Source organism: Nocardia sp. NPDC050412 (assembly GCF_044458825.1).
Lineage (GTDB): Bacteria > Actinomycetota > Actinomycetes > Mycobacteriales > Mycobacteriaceae > Nocardia.
The window spans coordinates 718,725-735,621 of sequence record NZ_JBITIJ010000002.1 but is presented as its reverse complement, the minus strand read 5'-3'; the positions used below and the strand labels follow the sequence as shown (position 1 = coordinate 735,621).

General features: G+C 65.5%; 17 protein-coding genes. 6 read left to right on the top strand and 11 right to left on the bottom strand.

What is annotated here, in order from left to right; genetic code table 11:
• Window positions 1–250: 250 nt before the first annotated feature.
• The 6 genes from lnt to ACIBI6_RS07315 form a co-directional block, all read right to left on the bottom strand.
• Window positions 251–1,909 carry an apolipoprotein N-acyltransferase gene (gene lnt / locus ACIBI6_RS07340; RefSeq protein ID WP_364348448.1) on the bottom strand — a complete coding sequence of 553 codons (1,659 nt, stop codon included), beginning with the start codon at window positions 1,907–1,909 and terminating at the stop codon, window positions 251–253.
• Between the two features lie 25 nt (window positions 1,910–1,934).
• Window positions 1,935–3,527, bottom strand: coding sequence for an amidohydrolase family protein (locus tag ACIBI6_RS07335; RefSeq protein ID WP_364347987.1), 1,593 nt, complete (start codon window positions 3,525–3,527; stop codon window positions 1,935–1,937).
• 27 nt (window positions 3,528–3,554) lie between these two features.
• Complete coding sequence (locus ACIBI6_RS07330) at window positions 3,555–3,842, bottom strand: hypothetical protein (protein WP_364347984.1); 288 nt, start codon at window positions 3,840–3,842, stop codon at window positions 3,555–3,557.
• Between the two features lie 91 nt (window positions 3,843–3,933).
• A complete protein-coding gene (locus tag ACIBI6_RS07325) occupies window positions 3,934–4,413 on the bottom strand; it encodes an FxsA family protein (protein ID WP_364347981.1) in 480 nt (159 codons plus the stop codon).
• A gap of 84 nt (window positions 4,414–4,497) precedes the next feature.
• Complete coding sequence (locus ACIBI6_RS07320) at window positions 4,498–5,157, bottom strand: response regulator transcription factor (protein WP_364347978.1); 660 nt, start codon at window positions 5,155–5,157, stop codon at window positions 4,498–4,500.
• A 70-nt stretch (window positions 5,158–5,227) separates the two neighbouring features.
• Window positions 5,228–6,406, bottom strand: a complete 1,179-nt coding sequence (locus ACIBI6_RS07315) for a histidine kinase (protein ID WP_364347975.1) — start codon at window positions 6,404–6,406, stop codon at window positions 5,228–5,230.
• Window positions 6,407–6,461: 55 nt separating this feature from the next.
• On the opposite strand from ACIBI6_RS07315, the gene ACIBI6_RS07310 reads away from it, so the two are divergent.
• Window positions 6,462–7,229, top strand: coding sequence for a TSUP family transporter (locus ACIBI6_RS07310; protein WP_364347972.1), 768 nt, complete (start codon window positions 6,462–6,464; stop codon window positions 7,227–7,229).
• A 5-nt stretch (window positions 7,230–7,234) separates the two neighbouring features.
• Here ACIBI6_RS07310 and ACIBI6_RS07305 read toward each other — a convergent pair whose 3' ends face one another.
• Complete coding sequence (locus tag ACIBI6_RS07305) at window positions 7,235–7,888, bottom strand: helix-turn-helix domain-containing protein (protein WP_364347969.1); 654 nt, start codon at window positions 7,886–7,888, stop codon at window positions 7,235–7,237.
• 76 nt (window positions 7,889–7,964) lie between these two features.
• Window positions 7,965–8,288 carry a helix-turn-helix domain-containing protein gene (locus ACIBI6_RS07300; protein ID WP_364348445.1) on the bottom strand — a complete coding sequence of 108 codons (324 nt, stop codon included), beginning with the start codon at window positions 8,286–8,288 and terminating at the stop codon, window positions 7,965–7,967.
• An 86-nt stretch (window positions 8,289–8,374) separates the two neighbouring features.
• On the opposite strand from ACIBI6_RS07300, the gene ACIBI6_RS07295 reads away from it, so the two are divergent.
• From ACIBI6_RS07295 to ACIBI6_RS07285, 3 genes are all read left to right on the top strand, one after another.
• Window positions 8,375–9,142 (top strand): glucose 1-dehydrogenase, encoded by a 768-nt coding sequence (locus tag ACIBI6_RS07295; RefSeq protein ID WP_364347966.1) that lies wholly within the window; start codon window positions 8,375–8,377, stop codon window positions 9,140–9,142.
• Between the two features lie 111 nt (window positions 9,143–9,253).
• Window positions 9,254–10,783 carry a TldD/PmbA family protein gene (locus tag ACIBI6_RS07290; protein WP_364347963.1) on the top strand — a complete coding sequence of 510 codons (1,530 nt, stop codon included), beginning with the start codon at window positions 9,254–9,256 and terminating at the stop codon, window positions 10,781–10,783.
• 8 nt (window positions 10,784–10,791) lie between these two features.
• Window positions 10,792–12,183, top strand: coding sequence for a TldD/PmbA family protein (locus ACIBI6_RS07285; protein ID WP_364348442.1), 1,392 nt, complete (start codon window positions 10,792–10,794; stop codon window positions 12,181–12,183).
• Here ACIBI6_RS07285 and ACIBI6_RS07280 read toward each other — a convergent pair whose 3' ends face one another.
• Window positions 12,184–12,567, bottom strand: coding sequence for a PPOX class F420-dependent oxidoreductase (locus tag ACIBI6_RS07280; RefSeq protein ID WP_364347960.1), 384 nt, complete (start codon window positions 12,565–12,567; stop codon window positions 12,184–12,186).
• Between the two features lie 44 nt (window positions 12,568–12,611).
• Window positions 12,612–13,160, bottom strand: a complete 549-nt coding sequence (locus tag ACIBI6_RS07275; RefSeq protein ID WP_364347957.1) for a PadR family transcriptional regulator — start codon at window positions 13,158–13,160, stop codon at window positions 12,612–12,614.
• A 108-nt stretch (window positions 13,161–13,268) separates the two neighbouring features.
• On the opposite strand from ACIBI6_RS07275, the gene ACIBI6_RS07270 reads away from it, so the two are divergent.
• Window positions 13,269–13,991, top strand: coding sequence for a glyoxalase (locus ACIBI6_RS07270; RefSeq protein ID WP_396955552.1), 723 nt, complete (start codon window positions 13,269–13,271; stop codon window positions 13,989–13,991).
• Window positions 13,992–13,997: 6 nt separating this feature from the next.
• On the opposite strand, the gene map is transcribed toward ACIBI6_RS07270, so the two are convergent.
• Entirely contained in the window at window positions 13,998–14,762 is a 765-nt protein-coding gene (gene map / locus ACIBI6_RS07265) for a type I methionyl aminopeptidase (protein WP_364347951.1), read from the bottom strand.
• A 195-nt stretch (window positions 14,763–14,957) separates the two neighbouring features.
• Between map and ACIBI6_RS07260 the strand changes: the two genes are divergently transcribed.
• Complete coding sequence (locus ACIBI6_RS07260) at window positions 14,958–16,586, top strand: hypothetical protein (RefSeq protein WP_364347948.1); 1,629 nt, start codon at window positions 14,958–14,960, stop codon at window positions 16,584–16,586.
• Window positions 16,587–16,897 lie beyond the last annotated feature (311 nt).

Below are 16,897 nucleotides of genomic sequence, written 5' to 3'. Positions count from 1 at the left end.
TTTGTTTCACTTCGAACGACGTCGGCAGCAAGGCACATTCGTTAGATATATTTCCGCAAATTCTCCAGATTTGCGGCCTGAGCAGCATAAACACCGGAAAACAACGACTTACGCCAGCCCTGATTTCTAGTCTGGCGAACTGCACGCTAACGCTCAGGGCAGACCGAAAGACGGTTTTAAAGCCCAGAAACATACCAACTGTTTGGTTAGGAGGAAGCCCTATTCATCGCGCTCGAACGATCTCGCGAGCTCAGCCGACCGGCTCGTCCATGGCGGCCTGGTCGTTCGCGTACTTGTCGCGAGCATTTCGCCGCCGGATAACTCCCACGACAACGGCAGCAGCGGACAGGATAACCGAAAGAAGTTCCGATCGGGCGCCGAATCGAGTCGCGAGTGTTGTGTCGCTGCGCAATGGCAGTTCGGCGACCAGTGCGGCGGGGACGAACTCGGGTGTCTGCTGCTGGACCGTGCCGTCCGCGGTGATGATGGCGCTGACACCGGAAGTGGCCGCGACTACGAGGGCGCGGCCGTGCTCGACGGCGCGGACCCGGGACATGGCCAACTGCTGATAGGTCATCTCGCTGTCGCCGAAGGTGGCGTTATTGGTGGGCACGGTCAGCAATTGCGCGCCCGCGTGCATGGAATCGCGGAAGGCGCGGTCGAAGGCGACCTCGTAGCAGGTCGCGACGCCGATATCGACGCCGCCTCCGTAGCGACTGCTTGCCGGTCGCTCGAAGAGGTCGGCGTGGACGGTGCCGTCGCCGTGCCCGGGCACGAAGTATCCGGCGCGGTCGGCGTACTCGGAGAACAGGCGGAAGAAGCTGCGCATCGGCAGGTATTCGCCGAACGGCTGGATGATCTTCTTGTCGTGCCGCTCCCCCGGCCCGGCCGCGCCGTTCCAGACGATGACCGAGTTCGTCGTCGTGCGGTCGCCGTTAACCAGCACGGCGCCGACGAGGATCGGCGCGCCGATCTGCTCGGACGCCTCGGTGATCTCAGCGGCCGCGTCGGCATTGCGCAGCGGGTCGATATCGGATGAGTTCTCCGGCCAGATCACCACGTCCGGCTTGCGTGCCTTTCCCCCCGCGACCGCTCGAGCCAATTCCTCGGTGCGCCGGACATGGTTGTCCAGTACGGCGCGTCGCTGGGCATTGAAGTCCAGCCCGAGCCGCGGCACGCTACCCTGGATGGCGGCGACGGTGATCGTCCGGTCGCCCTGCTCCGGGCCGGGCAGCGCGGTCCGGAGGATCGCTCCGGTGATCGGGATGACAACGAGCGTGACCGCCGCGGCGATAATTCCAACGCGGGTGGTAGCACGACCCCGCTCGGCAGACGACGGATCGTCGGTCGGCGCGACCGTCACGTGAGTCCACAAGTACACCAGCAGTGCCGCCGCCGCGGTCGCGGTGAGCGCCACCGCGAACCCGATGAGCGGCGCTCCCCCGACCATCGCCAGCGACAGATACCAGCCGTCGGCCTGACCGAACGCCAAGCGCCCCCAGGGGAATCCGCCGAACGGAAAACTCGATCGCAGCCACTCGGTGGCCGTCCACGTCAACGCGACCAACACCGGCCACCCCGGCAGCGAAAACAACAACCGCGCCAGAAGCCCGAATAGCCCGATATATAAGGAGCACACCGTCGACAACGCGAGCCACGGTACCGGCCCAACGTAGATCCCGGTCCACGGCAACAGCGGCACGAAAAACCCGAGCCCCGCCAGGAACCCGTACCCGAATCCCCCACGCAACCGCGCGGCGCCGCGCACGGTCAGTGTCAGCACCACGATCCCGATCGGCGCAAGGAACCAGAACGGTCGCGGCGGAAAGCTCCCGAAGATCAACAGCCCCGACACCACCGCCGCAACCGACCTACTCAGCACCGGAAACCGACCGAGCACGCCCACCATGCGGCGCAGAGCCGCGCCGGGTATTTCAGGCCTCATGGATAGTGACTCCGCGGTGAACGGTGCGCAGGCAGGTGGGCAGGGATGCGTCGGGGCCGAGCGGGGGCAGGCCAGGAACTCGGGAGCGCGGATCGGTGGACCACCGTTGGACGGTATCGGCGGCTGCGGCCACGACGAGATCGGCGGCGTCCCAAATCGCGTAGGAGGCGGGAGCTCCCGGAACCAGGGTGCCCGCCACGCCGTCGCGAAGTCCGCCCGCGCGCCAGGCACCGCGGGTGGCGGCGGCGAAGGCGGCACGGGGCGAGAGGCCGTGGCCGGAGGTGCGGTGGTTGACGGCCGCCCGGACCGCCGACCAGGGGTCGAGTGCGGTAACCGGTGCGTCCGAGCCGATGGCGAGCGCGATGCCCGCCGCGGCCATGGCCGCGAACGGATTCAGCGTTGCGGCCCGTTCGGCGCCGAGGCGGCTGACGTACATGCCGTCCGGGCCGCCCCAGGTCGCATCGAAACCTGGTTGGACACTGGCGATTACGCCCCAGGCGGCCAGTTTCGCGATCTGATCGGCGTCGATCATCTCCGCATGCTCGACGCGGTGCGCGCGGGACGCGACGGCCGGGCCACCGAGTTCGTCGATCACCTGCCCGAATCCGGCTACGACAGCGTCCATCGCGGCATCGCCGATGACGTGGAATCCGGCTTGCATGCCCGCCTCGGTGCAGGCGCGCACATGTGCGGCGATCGTGTCCGCGTCGAGGTAGCCGAGACCGGTTCCGGCGTGATCGGCGTAAGGCGCGCGCAGCAGAGCGCTGCGCGAGCCGATCGAACCGTCCACGAACAAATCGCCGCCGAGCGCGTGCACCCCGAGTTCGGCGACCAGCGCCCGCGCCTCATCCGCGGTACGGACCGCCTCACCCCAATAGGCCCGGACCTGCACACCGTGCTCGAACTCGAGCAACTCACGAATATCGGTGCGCCCGGCGATCTCCGGTCCCGCACACTCGTGCACGGCGACAACACCGTGCGCGGCCGCCGTGTCCAGCGCCGCCTTGCGCGCCCGATCCCGTTGTGCGCGATCCAATCCCGAGAGAACCGCGGTGCGCACCAGATGATGTGCGTCGGCACGCAGGGGTGCACCCCGGGTGAATCCCGCCGCGGCAGTGACTGCCGCAGTCAACAACACCGACGACACCACCGCCGAATGCGCGTCCACCCGTGACAGATACACCTGCCGGGCCGGCTGCACCACCGCGTCGATCTCCTCGACCGTCGGCGGCCGCCGCTCCGGCCACCCGGTCTCGTCCCAGCCGTCGCCGAGAATCGCGCCGTCAGGATGCGACGCCGCGAACGCGCGCAGCAGTTCCAGACAGTGTTCGAGTGACCGTGCTGTCGACAGATCGAGTCCGGTCAGCTTCAAGCCCAGTGCCGTCACGTGCACGTGCGGATCGACGAACGCCGGTGCCACGAATGCACCGTCGAGGTCGATGATCTCCGCATCCGAATGCAGCGCACGACCCGGTTGCTCGGCGCCCAACCACACCACGGTGCCGTCGGTCACGGCCATTGCCGTCGCGTCGGGTGAACTCGAGCTGTAGAAACGACCGCCGATCAGCAACTGGGTACTCACGAGACACCAGTCTGCCGTATGGGTTTTTCAGTCCGTCGAGTCGGACAGTCTCCGCTCCGTAGCGACTGCTTGCAGGTCGCTCGAAATGGTCGGCGGCGAAACGTCCGCGGGTTGTGCGAGTACCGCCATGACCTCCGAGTATCTCGGCGGCGCGGCACCGGGCGCGGCCCGCATACCGGCCTCCACCGCGATCAGCTCCAGCCGCAATGCCGCAGCCGTGAATCCGGAAATCGACTGTCCCGCAGCCGCCGCGGCCTGCCGCACCGCCGCTGCCAGCTCCTCGCTCACCGTGACGGTGAGCTCTTCGGTCGCCATCCGGCCACCCTAGCCCTTTGATCCGTCTCACGAAATGGGCACGAGGGTGATAGTTGGCACGGTTTATGGAAGCGGCTCGGCGTGAACCCGATCAGCCGCCGAGGGCCGGCCGTGTCGAGGGGCGGGGGTCGTCGTACCACTCGGTGACAACCGTGCCGTCGACCACATCGTCACCGTCGATGATCACGCCGCGGTACGGCATCGCCGCGGCCAGACGGCTGAAGCGGCGCGCGGCGAACGCGGCGACCAGCGGACGGACCAGGAAGCGGGTCGGCGGCAGCAGCAGAAGCAGCCCGAAGAACGAGGTGACCAGGCCCGGGATGAACATCAGGAACCCGCCCGCGGCGACGAGCGCGCCATCGGCGACCGCGGTGCCCGGATTGATCTCACCGCGCCCGGCGCGTCGGAACTGTTCGAAGACACGACGGCCTTGGGAACCGATGAGCAGCATGCCCGCCGCGGAGCCGGCGATGAGCAGCAGGATGGTCGGCATTACACCGATGAGGTGGCCGACGCCGATCAGCGCGGCAATCTCGACGATGACGTAGAGCACGAACAGTACGGCGGGCATGGCGATCCTTTCGGACGATCTACCCGGTTCAACGTCGCGCGGTTCGATTTTTCTCCCGATCCAGCCTGATAGCTGGCTGAGACCTCAGCCGCCCGGCCGCACCAACCCGGTTTCGTAGGCCAGTACTACGGCTTGAACCCGGTCGCGCAGACCGAGTTTCGTCAGCACCCGCCCGACGTGCGTCTTGACGGTGGCCTCGGATAGGTACAACTGCTCGGCGATCTCGGCATTGGACCGCCCCGCCGCGATCTGCTCGAGCACCTCGCGTTCACGCGCGGTCAGCACCTCGAGTATCGCCGGATCCCGCATGCCACCGGGGTCGTCGGCGATGAGCCGGTCCAGCAGTCGCTTGGTCACCTTCGGCGACACCACCGCGTCACCGCCCGCCACACTTCGGATCGCCGAGACCAGATCCTCGGGCGGCGTGTCCTTCAACAGGAATCCGCTCGCGCCAGCTCGCAGCGCACCCAATGCGTGTTCATCGAGATCGAAGGTCGTCATGACCAGCACCTTGCAGCCGTCACCGGCCTCGACGATACGCTGCGTGGCCGATACCCCGTCGACGACCGGCATCCGCACATCCATCAGCACCACATCCGGCCGCATCTCCTTGGCCCGGGATATCGCGGCCGCCCCGTTCTCGGCCTCCCCGATCACCTCGATGTCCGGGTGCGCACCGAGCACCATCTTCAACCCCATGCGCATGAGTTCCTGATCATCGACAACGAGAACGGTAATCGGCACGTCCCTAATCTATCGGCATCGTCCAGCGTGTTTTTCGCACAGTGCGGGCGGCCGCGAAACAGGCCTGCGGCTAACCGTTTTCGTTTCCGCGCACCAGCGGGATAGTCGCGTATACCCGCCACGCGCCATCGGATGTGCGGCCCGCTTCGAGCGTGCCGCCGAGTACGGCGATGCGTTCACGCATGCCGACCAATCCCATACCACCGCCGACTATCGGGCTCGCGGCCTGCTCCTGCACGGGAACCCCGCCGGTATCGGTGACTTCGATGGCCACATCGGTTTCGCGGCGCTGCACGCGCACCCACGCCTTCGGGTGCGAGCCCGCGTGGCGCAGCGTATTGGTCAGCGATTCCGCCACGATGCGGTGCGTGCCGAGACTCACCTCCGGGGCGATATCGTCCAACTCGCCGGTCATTTCGAGTTCCACCGCGAGTCCGGTATCGCGCATCATCTCGACCACCTTCGCCAGGCCCGCGGTTCCGTGCTGCGGCAACTGATCCGGAGCATGCTCGATGCGCAGCAGCGCGACGGTCCGCCGCAATTCCCGCAAGGCCTCGCGACCGGTGCTCGCGATCGTGGTCAAGGCTCGTTCGGCCGAGTCAGGATCGCGGCGCAGTGCGTACTTCGCCCCGTCGGCCTGCACGATGATCACACTCACCGCATGGGCGACGACATCGTGCAGTTCGCGGGCGATGCGGGTGCGTTCGGCGGCGACGGCATCGTGCGCGCGGCGTTCCCGGTCGTAGTCGGCGACCGCCAGCCGCGCCGCCACCTCTTGGTCATAGGCGTGGCGCGCGCCGATGAACTCGGCCAGCGTCCAGCACAGCGCGTAGAACATCGCGGTGAAGATCAGATCAGATCCGGATGGCTTGTGTAACAAGAAAAATGAGCTGGTGCAGTCGGCGATCAGGCCGAGCGCGTACCAAAGTCCTTCCTTGCGACCGACATACGCGACCAGCGTGTACAGCATGATGCCGAGCCCGAGCAGCGCGATGTGGTCGGCGTTGTCCTCGGACGCGTAGCTCACCAACGTCGAGGCGATCGATAGTCCGAGCATCGCGGCCGCCATGGCTCGCGGGTACAGCCGCCGAAACGCCACCGGTGCCGGCAAAAGCACCCCGATTCCGAGGTAGGCCAGCTTGCTATCGGAATTGCCGACCCCGAGAATCTCGAGCAGCATCAGTACGGCGGCCAGCATCGAGTCCGAGATGAGGGGCTTGCCGCGAAGCCACAGACTGAACCGGCGCACGACCATCAGCCTAGGTGCGGACGGGCCCGATCCAACCATCTGGTTGGCTGGCCGGGTGGATTTTGCAGACTGGGCGGCCTTGCTAACGGCCGCGACCGCCGCGGGCTGGGTTGATGCGGTGGTCGGCGGCGGCGGATTGATCATTCTCCCGACACTGTTCTTGGTCGCACCGGGCATCGCACCACAGACCGCACTCGGCACCAATAAGCTCGCCGCGGTCGCGGGCACCAGCGCATCGGTCATCACATTCGCGCGCAAAGTTCCCATGCGGTGGCGCACGCTGCTGCCAGCAGCGGCGATCGCGGCGGTCACCGCAGCGACCGGCGCGGCAGCGGTATCCCTGATCGATCGCGACCTGTTCATCCCGATCGTGATGGTGGTGCTGGTCGGCGTCGCGGTGTTCGTCACGCTACGCCCGTCGATCGGCATCACCCTGGCCACGCACCCACCGACGCGGCGCAAGTTCGTCCTCGTGATCGCCCTGGCCGCCGGGTTGATCGGGTTCTACGATGGACTGCTCGGCCCCGGCACGGGCACCTTTCTGATCATTACCTTCGCCACCCTGCTCGGTACCGAATTCGTGCGCGCGGCCGCGATGGCGAAGGTGATCAACTGCGGATCCAATTTCGGCGCGCTGATCTTCTTCGGCGTCACCGGCCACATTATGTTCGCGCTGGGCGCGGCCATGGCGGTCGGCAATGTGGCGGGCGCGATCATCGGCTCGCACATGGCCTTACGCAAGGGCGGGGAGTTCGTGCGCGTGGTACTGCTGGTGGTTGTCACCGGCATGGTGATCCGGTTGGGCTGGCAGCAATTCGGGTGAGGCGATCAGTGCATAGGTCCGGCATGCATCTTGGCATTCGAGGCGAGCCAGGGCTGCAGCACCCGTGAGGTCGTTTCGTGGATCTGGCGGTGCAACCGCTCGCCGTCCACTCCGGCCACCGGACTCTGGAACAACACCGTCAACGCACCGGAGACCGCTCCGACCACGGCACCGACCAATGCGGCGGCGCCGACATCGTCCAATTCGGCGGGAAATGCCATATGCAACTGCCTCGCGATCTCCCGCTGCGCGACCAGTTGCGCATGCGCGGCCCGTCCGCTGACCGCGGGCACGGTGCGCGACACCTGTGCGCGCAGTGCGGCAATGCGCGCACTCAGGTCATCGACGAGGTGTTCACCTGGATTGTCGCCGGCCGCCCGCAACGCGCGCAGCAGCACCTCCACCGGCCGCTCGCCGGGCCGACGACTCGCGATGGCCGCCACCGCGGCGCGCACCCGTTCGTCCTGTTCCGGGAAGAGCAACTCTTCCTTGCTGGCAAAGTAGTTGAAGAAGGTCCGGGTGCCGACCTCGGCCGCGGCGGCGATGTCGGCCACCGTGGTTTCCTCATAACCTCTGTTCTCGAAAAGTTCGACGGCTGCCTCGAGGAGGGCACGGCGGGTACGTTCCCGTTTGCGATCACGGAGGGCGGATGGCGGCACGCGGGCACAGTACGGCATAACCCGACTTGGGTACGGTAACCACGACTTTCGCGCGCGCCATGCTGCCAAACCGTGATCAAATTCGAGTCGCGTGCGATTCATCCCGGCGGGCCGCGTCGATCACCGAATCCAGCAAACCCGGGAATCGGGCGTCGAGATCGTCACGGCGCAACGACTGCAAGGTTTCCCGGCCGGCCGGACGTTGCCAGATGATGCCCGCATCGCGCAGCACCCGATAGTGGTGTGTCAGATTCGATTTGGGCACACCGTCCACGATCGAACCGCAGGTGTGTTCCGCCCCATCCGCGAGGACGCGAACGATCTGCAGCCGCAATGGATTTCCCAGTGCGGCGAACACATTCGCCAACTCGATCCGATCCCGCTCGGGATGTGCCGTCATCACGCGGAGCAGATTACTCGATTGTTGACATACAGTCGAACTGTTCATATGTTATCGAACTATTCAACTGTATGAGAGGTCGTGCCATGCCGAGCAATTCCCGATTCGACGACAAGATCGCGCTGATCACCGGCGGAACCAGCGGTATGGGGTTGGCCACCGCGCGCAGGTTGCTCGACGAGGGTGGGCGGGTTGCCATCACCGGGCGTGACAAGTCCCGCTTGGACGCCGCGGTCGAAGAGCTGAACGGTGGCGATCGCGTCCTCGGGATACCCGGCGACGCAGCGAATCTCGCCGATCTGGCGGCGTTGACGACCGCGATCCGGGACCGTTACGGACGCTTGGACGTGGTTTTCGCCAATGCGGGTGTCGGTTCATTCCAGGCGGTCGCCGATATCACCGAGGCCGAGTTCTACCGAGTCGTCGATATCAATTTCAAGGCCGCGTTCTTCACCATCCAGCAGACCGTCCCCATGCTGGCCGATGGCGGCACGATCGTGATCAACGCATCATTCGCATTGCACCGGGGCGGGCCCGGCGCGGCGCTTTACTCGGCGACCAAAGCGGCGGTGCACAACCTGGCTCGGACATTGGCGGCCGAACTGGCACCCAGGCGAATCCGGGTCAACTCGGTGAGCCCGGGTTACACGGGGACTCCCGCGTTCTATGCGGAAGCGTCGCCGGAGGTACAGGCCGCCGCCATCTCCACAGTGGCGGCCGGGCGCATCGGAACCTCGGAAGAAGTCGCCGCAGCAGTCGCCTTTCTCGCCTCCGACGAGGCGTCATACATCAATGGACAGGACCTGCTCATCGATGGCGGACTCGTCGCCGCCACCCCTGCGGCCATGGTCTAGAACTGCGCCGCTGGGCATATCGTGCGGCATTGCAGTCGATGCATGTCCGCAAGGTCTGCGTCAACGCATCGGAAGCGGCGCTCATCAGCGCGACCGACTAGGTTGGGTCTGGTGAGCATCGCGACTTCCAAGGACGTGGACGCCGAATTCCTTGCGTTACCACTGCACGCGCTCGCCGACGCTGCCCTGTCCGCGGCGCGTGCGGCGGGCGCGCAGCACGCCGATCTGCGGGTGCATCGACTGGTCACCCAGTCGATCCGACTGCGCGATGGGCGGGTCGAGGCGATCAGCAATGCCACCGACCTCGGCTTCGCCGTGCGCGTGATCGTCGACGGCACCTGGGGTTTCGCTTCACATGCCGCGCTCACCCCGGAGACCGCTGCCGAGCTGGCGCGGCGGGCGGTCACGGTGGCGACGACCCTGCGCGCCCTCAATCGTGAGCGCGTCGAACTCGCCGACGAGCCGCGATACGACAATGTGCATTGGATTTCGGCCTACCACCTGGACCCGTTCACGGTTCCGACCGCCGATAAGGTCGCTGTGCTGCAGGACTATTCGAGCCGCCTGTCGGCCGCCGACGGTGTCGATCACGTCACCGCCTCGGTACTGCAGGTCAAGGAGCAGACCTTCTACGCCGACACCGCGGGTTCCGCGATCACGCAGCAGCGCGTGCGCCTGCATCCGCAGCTCGAGGCGATCACCGTGGACGCGGCGGCGGGTGTTTTCGAGACCATGCGCACCCTCGCCGCACCGGCCGGACGCGGGTGGGAGTACGTCACCGGCGCGGACGGAATCTGGGACTGGAGTGCGGAACTCGCGCAGATCCCGGGTTGGCTGGCCGAGAAGGTGAAGGCGCCCAGCGTCGAGGCGGGCCCCACCGACCTGGTGATCGACCCGACCAACCTGTGGCTGACCATCCACGAATCCATCGGCCACGCCACCGAATACGACCGCGCCATCGGCTACGAATCGGCCTACGCGGGTACCTCGTTCGCGACCCCTGAAAAGCTCGGCACCCTGAAGTACGGAACGCCGATCATGCACGTCACCGGTGACCGCACCGAGGTGCACGGTCTGGCCTCGGTCGGCTATGACGACGAGGGCGTCGCCGGACAGCGCTGGGATCTGGTGCGCGACGGAATTCTGGTCGGCTATCAACTCGACCGAGTCTTCGCCCCCCGCCTGGGCCTCGAACGCTCCAACGGCTGCTCTTACGCGGACTCACCCCACCATGTGCCGATCCAGCGCATGGCCAATGTCTCGCTGCAACCGGACCCCGAAAACGACACCAGCACTGCCGAACTCATCTCGCGGGTGGAGAACGGCATCTATATCGTCGGCGACAAGTCGTGGTCGATCGATATGCAGCGCTACAACTTCCAGTTCACCGGCCAACGGTTCTTCCGCATTCGCGACGGCAAGCTCGACGGCCAGCTGCGCGATGTCGCCTACCAGGCCACCACCACCGACTTCTGGGGTGCGATGGAGGCAGTCGGCGGTCCGTCCACTTGGCGCCTCGGCGGCGCGTTCAACTGCGGTAAGGCCCAACCCGGTCAGGTCGCCGCGGTCAGCCACGGCTGCCCGTCGATCCTGGTGCGCGGCATCAACATTCTCAACACCCGGACGGAGGCAGGTCAGTGATCGAGGTGATGATGCCCGCAGGGGCGGTCGTCGAGCAGGCGCTGGCACTCTCGCACGCGGACGAGGCGATGGTCATCGTCACCGATGCACACGAGGCATCGCTGCGCTGGGCGGGCAACTCGATGACTACCAATGGCTCCTCGATTTCCCGGGACTGGGCGGTCATTTCGATCTTCCGCGACGGCCCGAACTCCGCGCGCGTCGGCAGCGTCAGCTCCACCAGTGTCGACCCGGCGGAGATCGAGGCGGTGGTCCGCGCCAGCGAGACGGCGGCCCGCACCGCCGAACCCGCGAAGGATGCGATGCCGCTGCTGACGCCGGATTCAGATGGTCTGCCGGACGCCGGGAGTGAGTGGGCGGCCGCACCCGGCAGCACCGGGATCGAAATCTTCACCGACCTCGCACGCGACCTGGCAGGCGGATTCGACGGCGCTGATCGGCTCTACGGTTTCGCCTACCACCAGATGCATACGACGTGGCTGGGTACCTCCACCGGTATTCGCCGGCGCTTCGTGCAGCCGACCGGTTCGGTGGAGATCAATGGAAAGCGTGGCGAGGGTGCGGATCTCGCGAGTGCGTGGGTCGGTGTCGGCACCGCGGACTTCGCCGATGTCGACGTACCCGCGCTGCTCACCGAATTGTCGCGGCGCTTGGATTGGTCCAAGCGCCGGGTCGAGTTGCCTGCGGGTCGCTATGAAACCCTGCTGCCGCCCTCGGCGGTCGCGGACCTGATGATCTATCTGGCGTGGTCCATGGAGGGCCGTGGCGCACACGAGGGGCACAGTGCTTTCGCCACGGCGGGTGGCACTCGAATCGGTGAGCGGCTCAGCGATATTCCCTTGACGCTGTATTCCGATCCAAGCGCGGGCGGACTCGAATATCGTCCGTTCGTGGCGACTTCGTCGTCCTCGGAATCGCTGTCGGTCTTCGACAACGGTCTTGCGGCCCGGCGCGTGGACTGGCTGCGCGACGGCGTCATCGAATCGCTGGTCTATCCGCGTGCGACCGCGGCCGAATTCGACGCTCCCACCACGGTTCCCGGTGAGAATCTACTGCTGACCGGCGGCTCCGGCGCGAGCATCGAGGCGATGATCGCCGATACCGAGCGCGGCCTACTGCTCACCACGCTCTGGTATATCCGCGAGGTCGATCCCGCGACCTTGCTGCTCACCGGTCTCACCCGTGACGGTGTCTATCTGGTCGAGAACGGCGAAGTCACCGCCGCGGTCAACAACTTCCGCTTCAACGAAAGCCCCATCGACCTGCTGCGCCGCACCACCGAAGCGGGTGCCACCGAAACCACCCTGCCCCGTGAATGGAAGGACTGGTTCACCCGAACCGCCATGCCGCCCTTGCGCATCCCGGACTTCCACATGTCCTCGGTGAGCCAGGCGACCTGATTACCCGACAGGGGTGATCTCGAGGCCGATGGTGCCGGACTTGCCGCGGCGAATACTGCTCGCGGTCACCAGAATCGGGCCGAGGAGCCAGTACTTCTTCTTGATCAGCTTGCGCACCCGTTCGGTTTCGGCGGCATCGAGCACCCGGCCGGTGCCTTCGATGACTTCACCGCGCGGCTTACCCGACGGGTTGCACGCCTGGAGGGTGACGGCGGGATTGTTGCGCAGCCGCTTGACCTTCCAGCTGTTGGTTTCGGTCCACACATACAGCTTGCCGTCGTCCTCGGCGGCCCAGACGGCGGTGCCGACCGGTGTGCCGTCCTTGCGGAAGGTGGTCAGCAGCACGTAGTCGGCCTTGCCGACCGCACCCAGCGTGTTGGTCATGCGGGCAGCCTATCCGCCATCTGACCAGCGGGCGCGACCTGCCACTAGTCCGACATCCGGTATTCACCCGCCTCCAGGCGCTCGAGCACGCCACCGGTCCAGTTCGACAGGTTGTCGAACACGCCGCTCCACAGCTCGAGTAGATCGGTGGCATGCGGCGGTTCGTGCCGGCCGGGGAAGCTCGGGATCATGGCGAGCAGATCGTCGCGAACCGCCGCGGCATTGCGACGTTGTTCGCGCAACCTCTCGATGACGTGCGCCCGTGGCAGCGCGTCCATGAACGCGATACCCGCACCGAGTTCTTCCATATCGACGCTGACCAGCGCCTCGTCCATGAGCTTGCGGAACTCGGCCTCCCCCGCCTCGGTCAGTTCGAACAGCGTCCGCCCCGGCCCCTCGGTACTCCCCTGGGTTCCGAACGCACTCAATTTGCCTTCCTGCGTCAGCTGTTTCAGCGCGTGATAGATCGACCCCGGCTTCACATTTGTCCAGGTTTCGGCACGCCAGGACAGCAGTTCGCGACGCACGGCGTAGCCATAGGTGGGCTGACGCAACCGCATCACGCCGAGGACGAGCAGACGCACAGCCGACATTCGGATATCCCTTCTCCCGAAACGCCATACTACTCAAATTTGACTTCCAGCATTTCACCGCCCTAACCTCGGGTACTCAAAATTGATTACCGCGATAAGGCAGGGGCGATGACAAGCAATACAGCGGTTCCGGTGTTGTGGAGCGGCGATCTGAAGGCCACCCTCGACTTCTATCGAACGCTGGGCTATACGGTGACCCACGAGCAGACCAGGCCATACGCCTACGGCGCGATCGAGGCCAATGGTTGCGCGGTCCATTTCGCAGCCGCACCGCCGAGCATCGAACTCCCCACTGAACAGGTCGGCTGCCTGATCATGCTCGACGATGTCGCCGAGCGACACGGCGCATTCACCGCGGCACTACGCAAGCGCTACGGGAAGGTCCCCGCGAAGGGTTGCCCGCGCATCACCCGATTCCGCCCCGGCCAAAGCAGATTCAGCGTGGTCGACCCGGTGGGCAATACCATCATCTACATCCAGCGCGATGAGCCCGAAGACGTCGAGTACGGCGGTTCCCGCGAACTCGACGGCCTGGCAAGGGTTTTGGACAATGCCCGGATCCTGCGCGATTTCAAGAATGACGATGCGACGGCGGTCCGGGTACTCGAGGTCGGTCTCCGTCGCTACGGCGCGCAAGCATCGGCCGTCGATAAGGCGCGTGTGCTTGCGGCACTGGCCGAATTGGCCGTCGCCACCGGCGATTCCGAGCGGGCAGAGAAGTTGCGCGCCGAACTCAGGGCCATACCACTGTCGAAAGCCGAATGCGCGAGTGTCGCGGCCGAGCTGCGCGCCGCTACCGATCTCGCGGATTGGCTATCCGAAACGGATTGAGTTTGGTTATGCGGCGGTCAGCACCTGCGGCCCGTCCGCGGTGATCGCGACCGTATGCTCGGAATGCGCGGTCCGCGAACCATCCGCCGAGCGGATCGTCCAGCCATCCGGATCGGTATAGATCCGGTCGGTCGTGCGCGCGAACCACGGTTCGATCGCAATGGTCAAACCTGGTCGCAGCACATACCCGCGGCCCGCACGTCCCGCATTCGGCACATGCGGATCCTCGTGCATCGTTCGACCTAGCCCGTGGCCGCCGAATTCGGTATTCACCGGATAGCCATTTGCCCGCGCTACCTGCGCGATGGCGGCGGAGATATCGCCGATACGATTGCCGGGCAAGGCAACCGCGATCGCGGCCGCCAGCGCATCCTCGGTGGCCTTGATCAGCCGCAGATCCTCCGCATCCGCGGTGCCGACGATCGTGCTGGTGGCCGAATCGGCGACCCACCCGTCGATGCCCAGCGCCAGGTCCATACTCAGCACATCACCATCGCGCAGCGCGTAGTCGAATGGAAGTCCATGCAGGACAGCATCATTCACCGAGAGGCAGATGGTATTGCGGAACGGACCACGCCCGAACGACGGCGCATAGTCCCAATAGCACGACACCGCGCCGCGCTCCCGAATCCGCTGCTGCACATGCTCTTCCAGCTCCAGCAGATTCACCCCGACGCGAGCCAGCGCACGCAGTTCCGTCAGGATCTCGGCGACGAAGCGCCCCGCCACCCGCATGCGTTCGATCTCTCCCGGCGACTTCAACTCCACCATGACCAACCTCCACCTCGGTATTTTAATACCAAGCATAGGTGATCGGTATAAAAATACCAATCACCTCGCGTGACCAGGCAATGTGTTATGTTCGCGAACGCGAAAGAGCACTGGTTTGTTTCGTTGTTCGCCGCCCCGAGCGGCATGCGTTCCGCCCGATCGACTCCCCCGATAGCGAACGTTGAGGAGCAAGCGATGAGCCCCCGCCGCAAGGCACTCGTAATCGCCGTCGCACTGGCCGTGGCAATGGCAACCCCCGCCTGCGGCAGCGATTCGGCGAAGAACGAGAACCAGTCGGGCACCGCCGCAGGCCCCGCGCGCAACCCCTACCTCGCCGCCGCGACCTATGGGCTCACCCATATCGATCCGGGCCAATCCGATACCTTCCCGTACCCAACGCCGCAGGGCGAATTCCATATCGACCCGAAGCAGCAGCAGCGCATCACCTCGGGACCGGTCAACATCATGACGCTCGCCGCCACCGATCCAGACCACATGTGGGTCTCCTCCACCCAGGGCGTGGTCTATGCCCAGGTCGGCAATGACATGTTCCACGAGATCGCCCGCGCGGACGCACCGGGTGTGAAACCCTTGGCGCCGCAAGCACTCGACCAGGTACTCGACCAGAACTTCACCGACGCAGGTCAGGTCGACGCCGCCGTGCACAACGACTGGGGTGTCGATTGGACACGCATCGCCAACGGCGTCTACAGCCTCGTCGACAAGGACAATCGGGTCTATTACGTCACGCAGAACGCGCAGATCGTCGTGTTCGGCTTGACGAATGCGAACAATCCCGAAGCGGGCGTACGGATTCTGCGCACCCTCGACTTCAAACCCTGGCTGGGCACCGGTCCCGGTCTCGGCGGTCAACCAGAATCCATCGTCGGCCTGAATATGACCTATGACGGCAAATTGGCCGTGCTCAGCACCCGCGGGCTATCGATTATCGACCGCAGCCTGCAGGGCGAACCGCAGCAGGTCCACTTCGGCGCCGACGAGGTGGTGTCCAATGCGATGGCCGTGGACGACAAAGGCGGGATCTACGCCGCCTCCGACAAAATCATGCGCAAGGTCGTCTGGACCGGATCCAAACTCTCGACCGCCGCCACCGACGGCGCGTGGGCATCACCCTACGATTTCGGGCAGCAGCCGCCCGCGGTGAAGTTCGGCATCGGCACCGGTTCGACACCCACGCTCATGGGCTACGGCAATGACGACCGGCTCGTGGTGCTCACCGACGGCGCCAACCGGATGAAACTGGTCGCGTTCTGGCGCGACGCCATTCCCGAAGGGTTCCAACCGAAGCCGGGCACCGCATCCAATCGGATCGCCGACCAGATCCAGGTGACGGCCGGTCTGAATCCACAGCCCGAATTCATCCAGAGCGAGCAGTCGGTCGCGGTGGACGGCTATGGCGCATTCGTGGTCAACAATGCACGGCCGCAAGGCGCACCGGACCGGCTCGTCGACGTGCTCGCGGGCGGTCCGGTATTCGCGCCACCGTCGGGTATCGAGCGGTTCCAATGGGATCCGGCCAACCACAGCTGGTCATCGGTGTGGTCGCGTGCCGATGTGGTCTCCACGAGCATGGTGCCCACCGAGAGCAGCAAATCCGGCGTAGTTTTCGTCAACGGCTACACCAAGGCCGACGGCTGGGAGGTGACCGGCCTGGACTGGAAAACCGGAAAGACCGTGCACCGCACCATCTTCGGACAGAGCAATCTCGGGAACGGCGCCTACGCGCTGGTCGAGTTCTTTCCGAATGGGGATCTGCTGTTCAACAGTGTCGGCGGACCCTTCCGGGTGAAGTACAACAGTTGAGCTTTGCAGTATTTGATACCACTCGTAGGCAGGCCACCTCGTCTGACGCACGTTTTTCTGCGGCCTCACATGTGGCGTCACTCGCCGATGCCTTCGATGCGCCACAACCGCCGATCCGGCAGATTCGCCAGCTGTGGCCGGTACTTGCGCCTCGGTAAAGCCGGAGTCCGACGACGATGAACGCACACCAACCGCGACATACCCGCGCCCGGGACCATGCTGCCGGCGCGGGCGATGCAGGGCCTGCGCCGACGAGCGGGAGACTTGGGCAACGTCCTTGTCGTACAACGTCTTCCGGAATTATGGGGTAG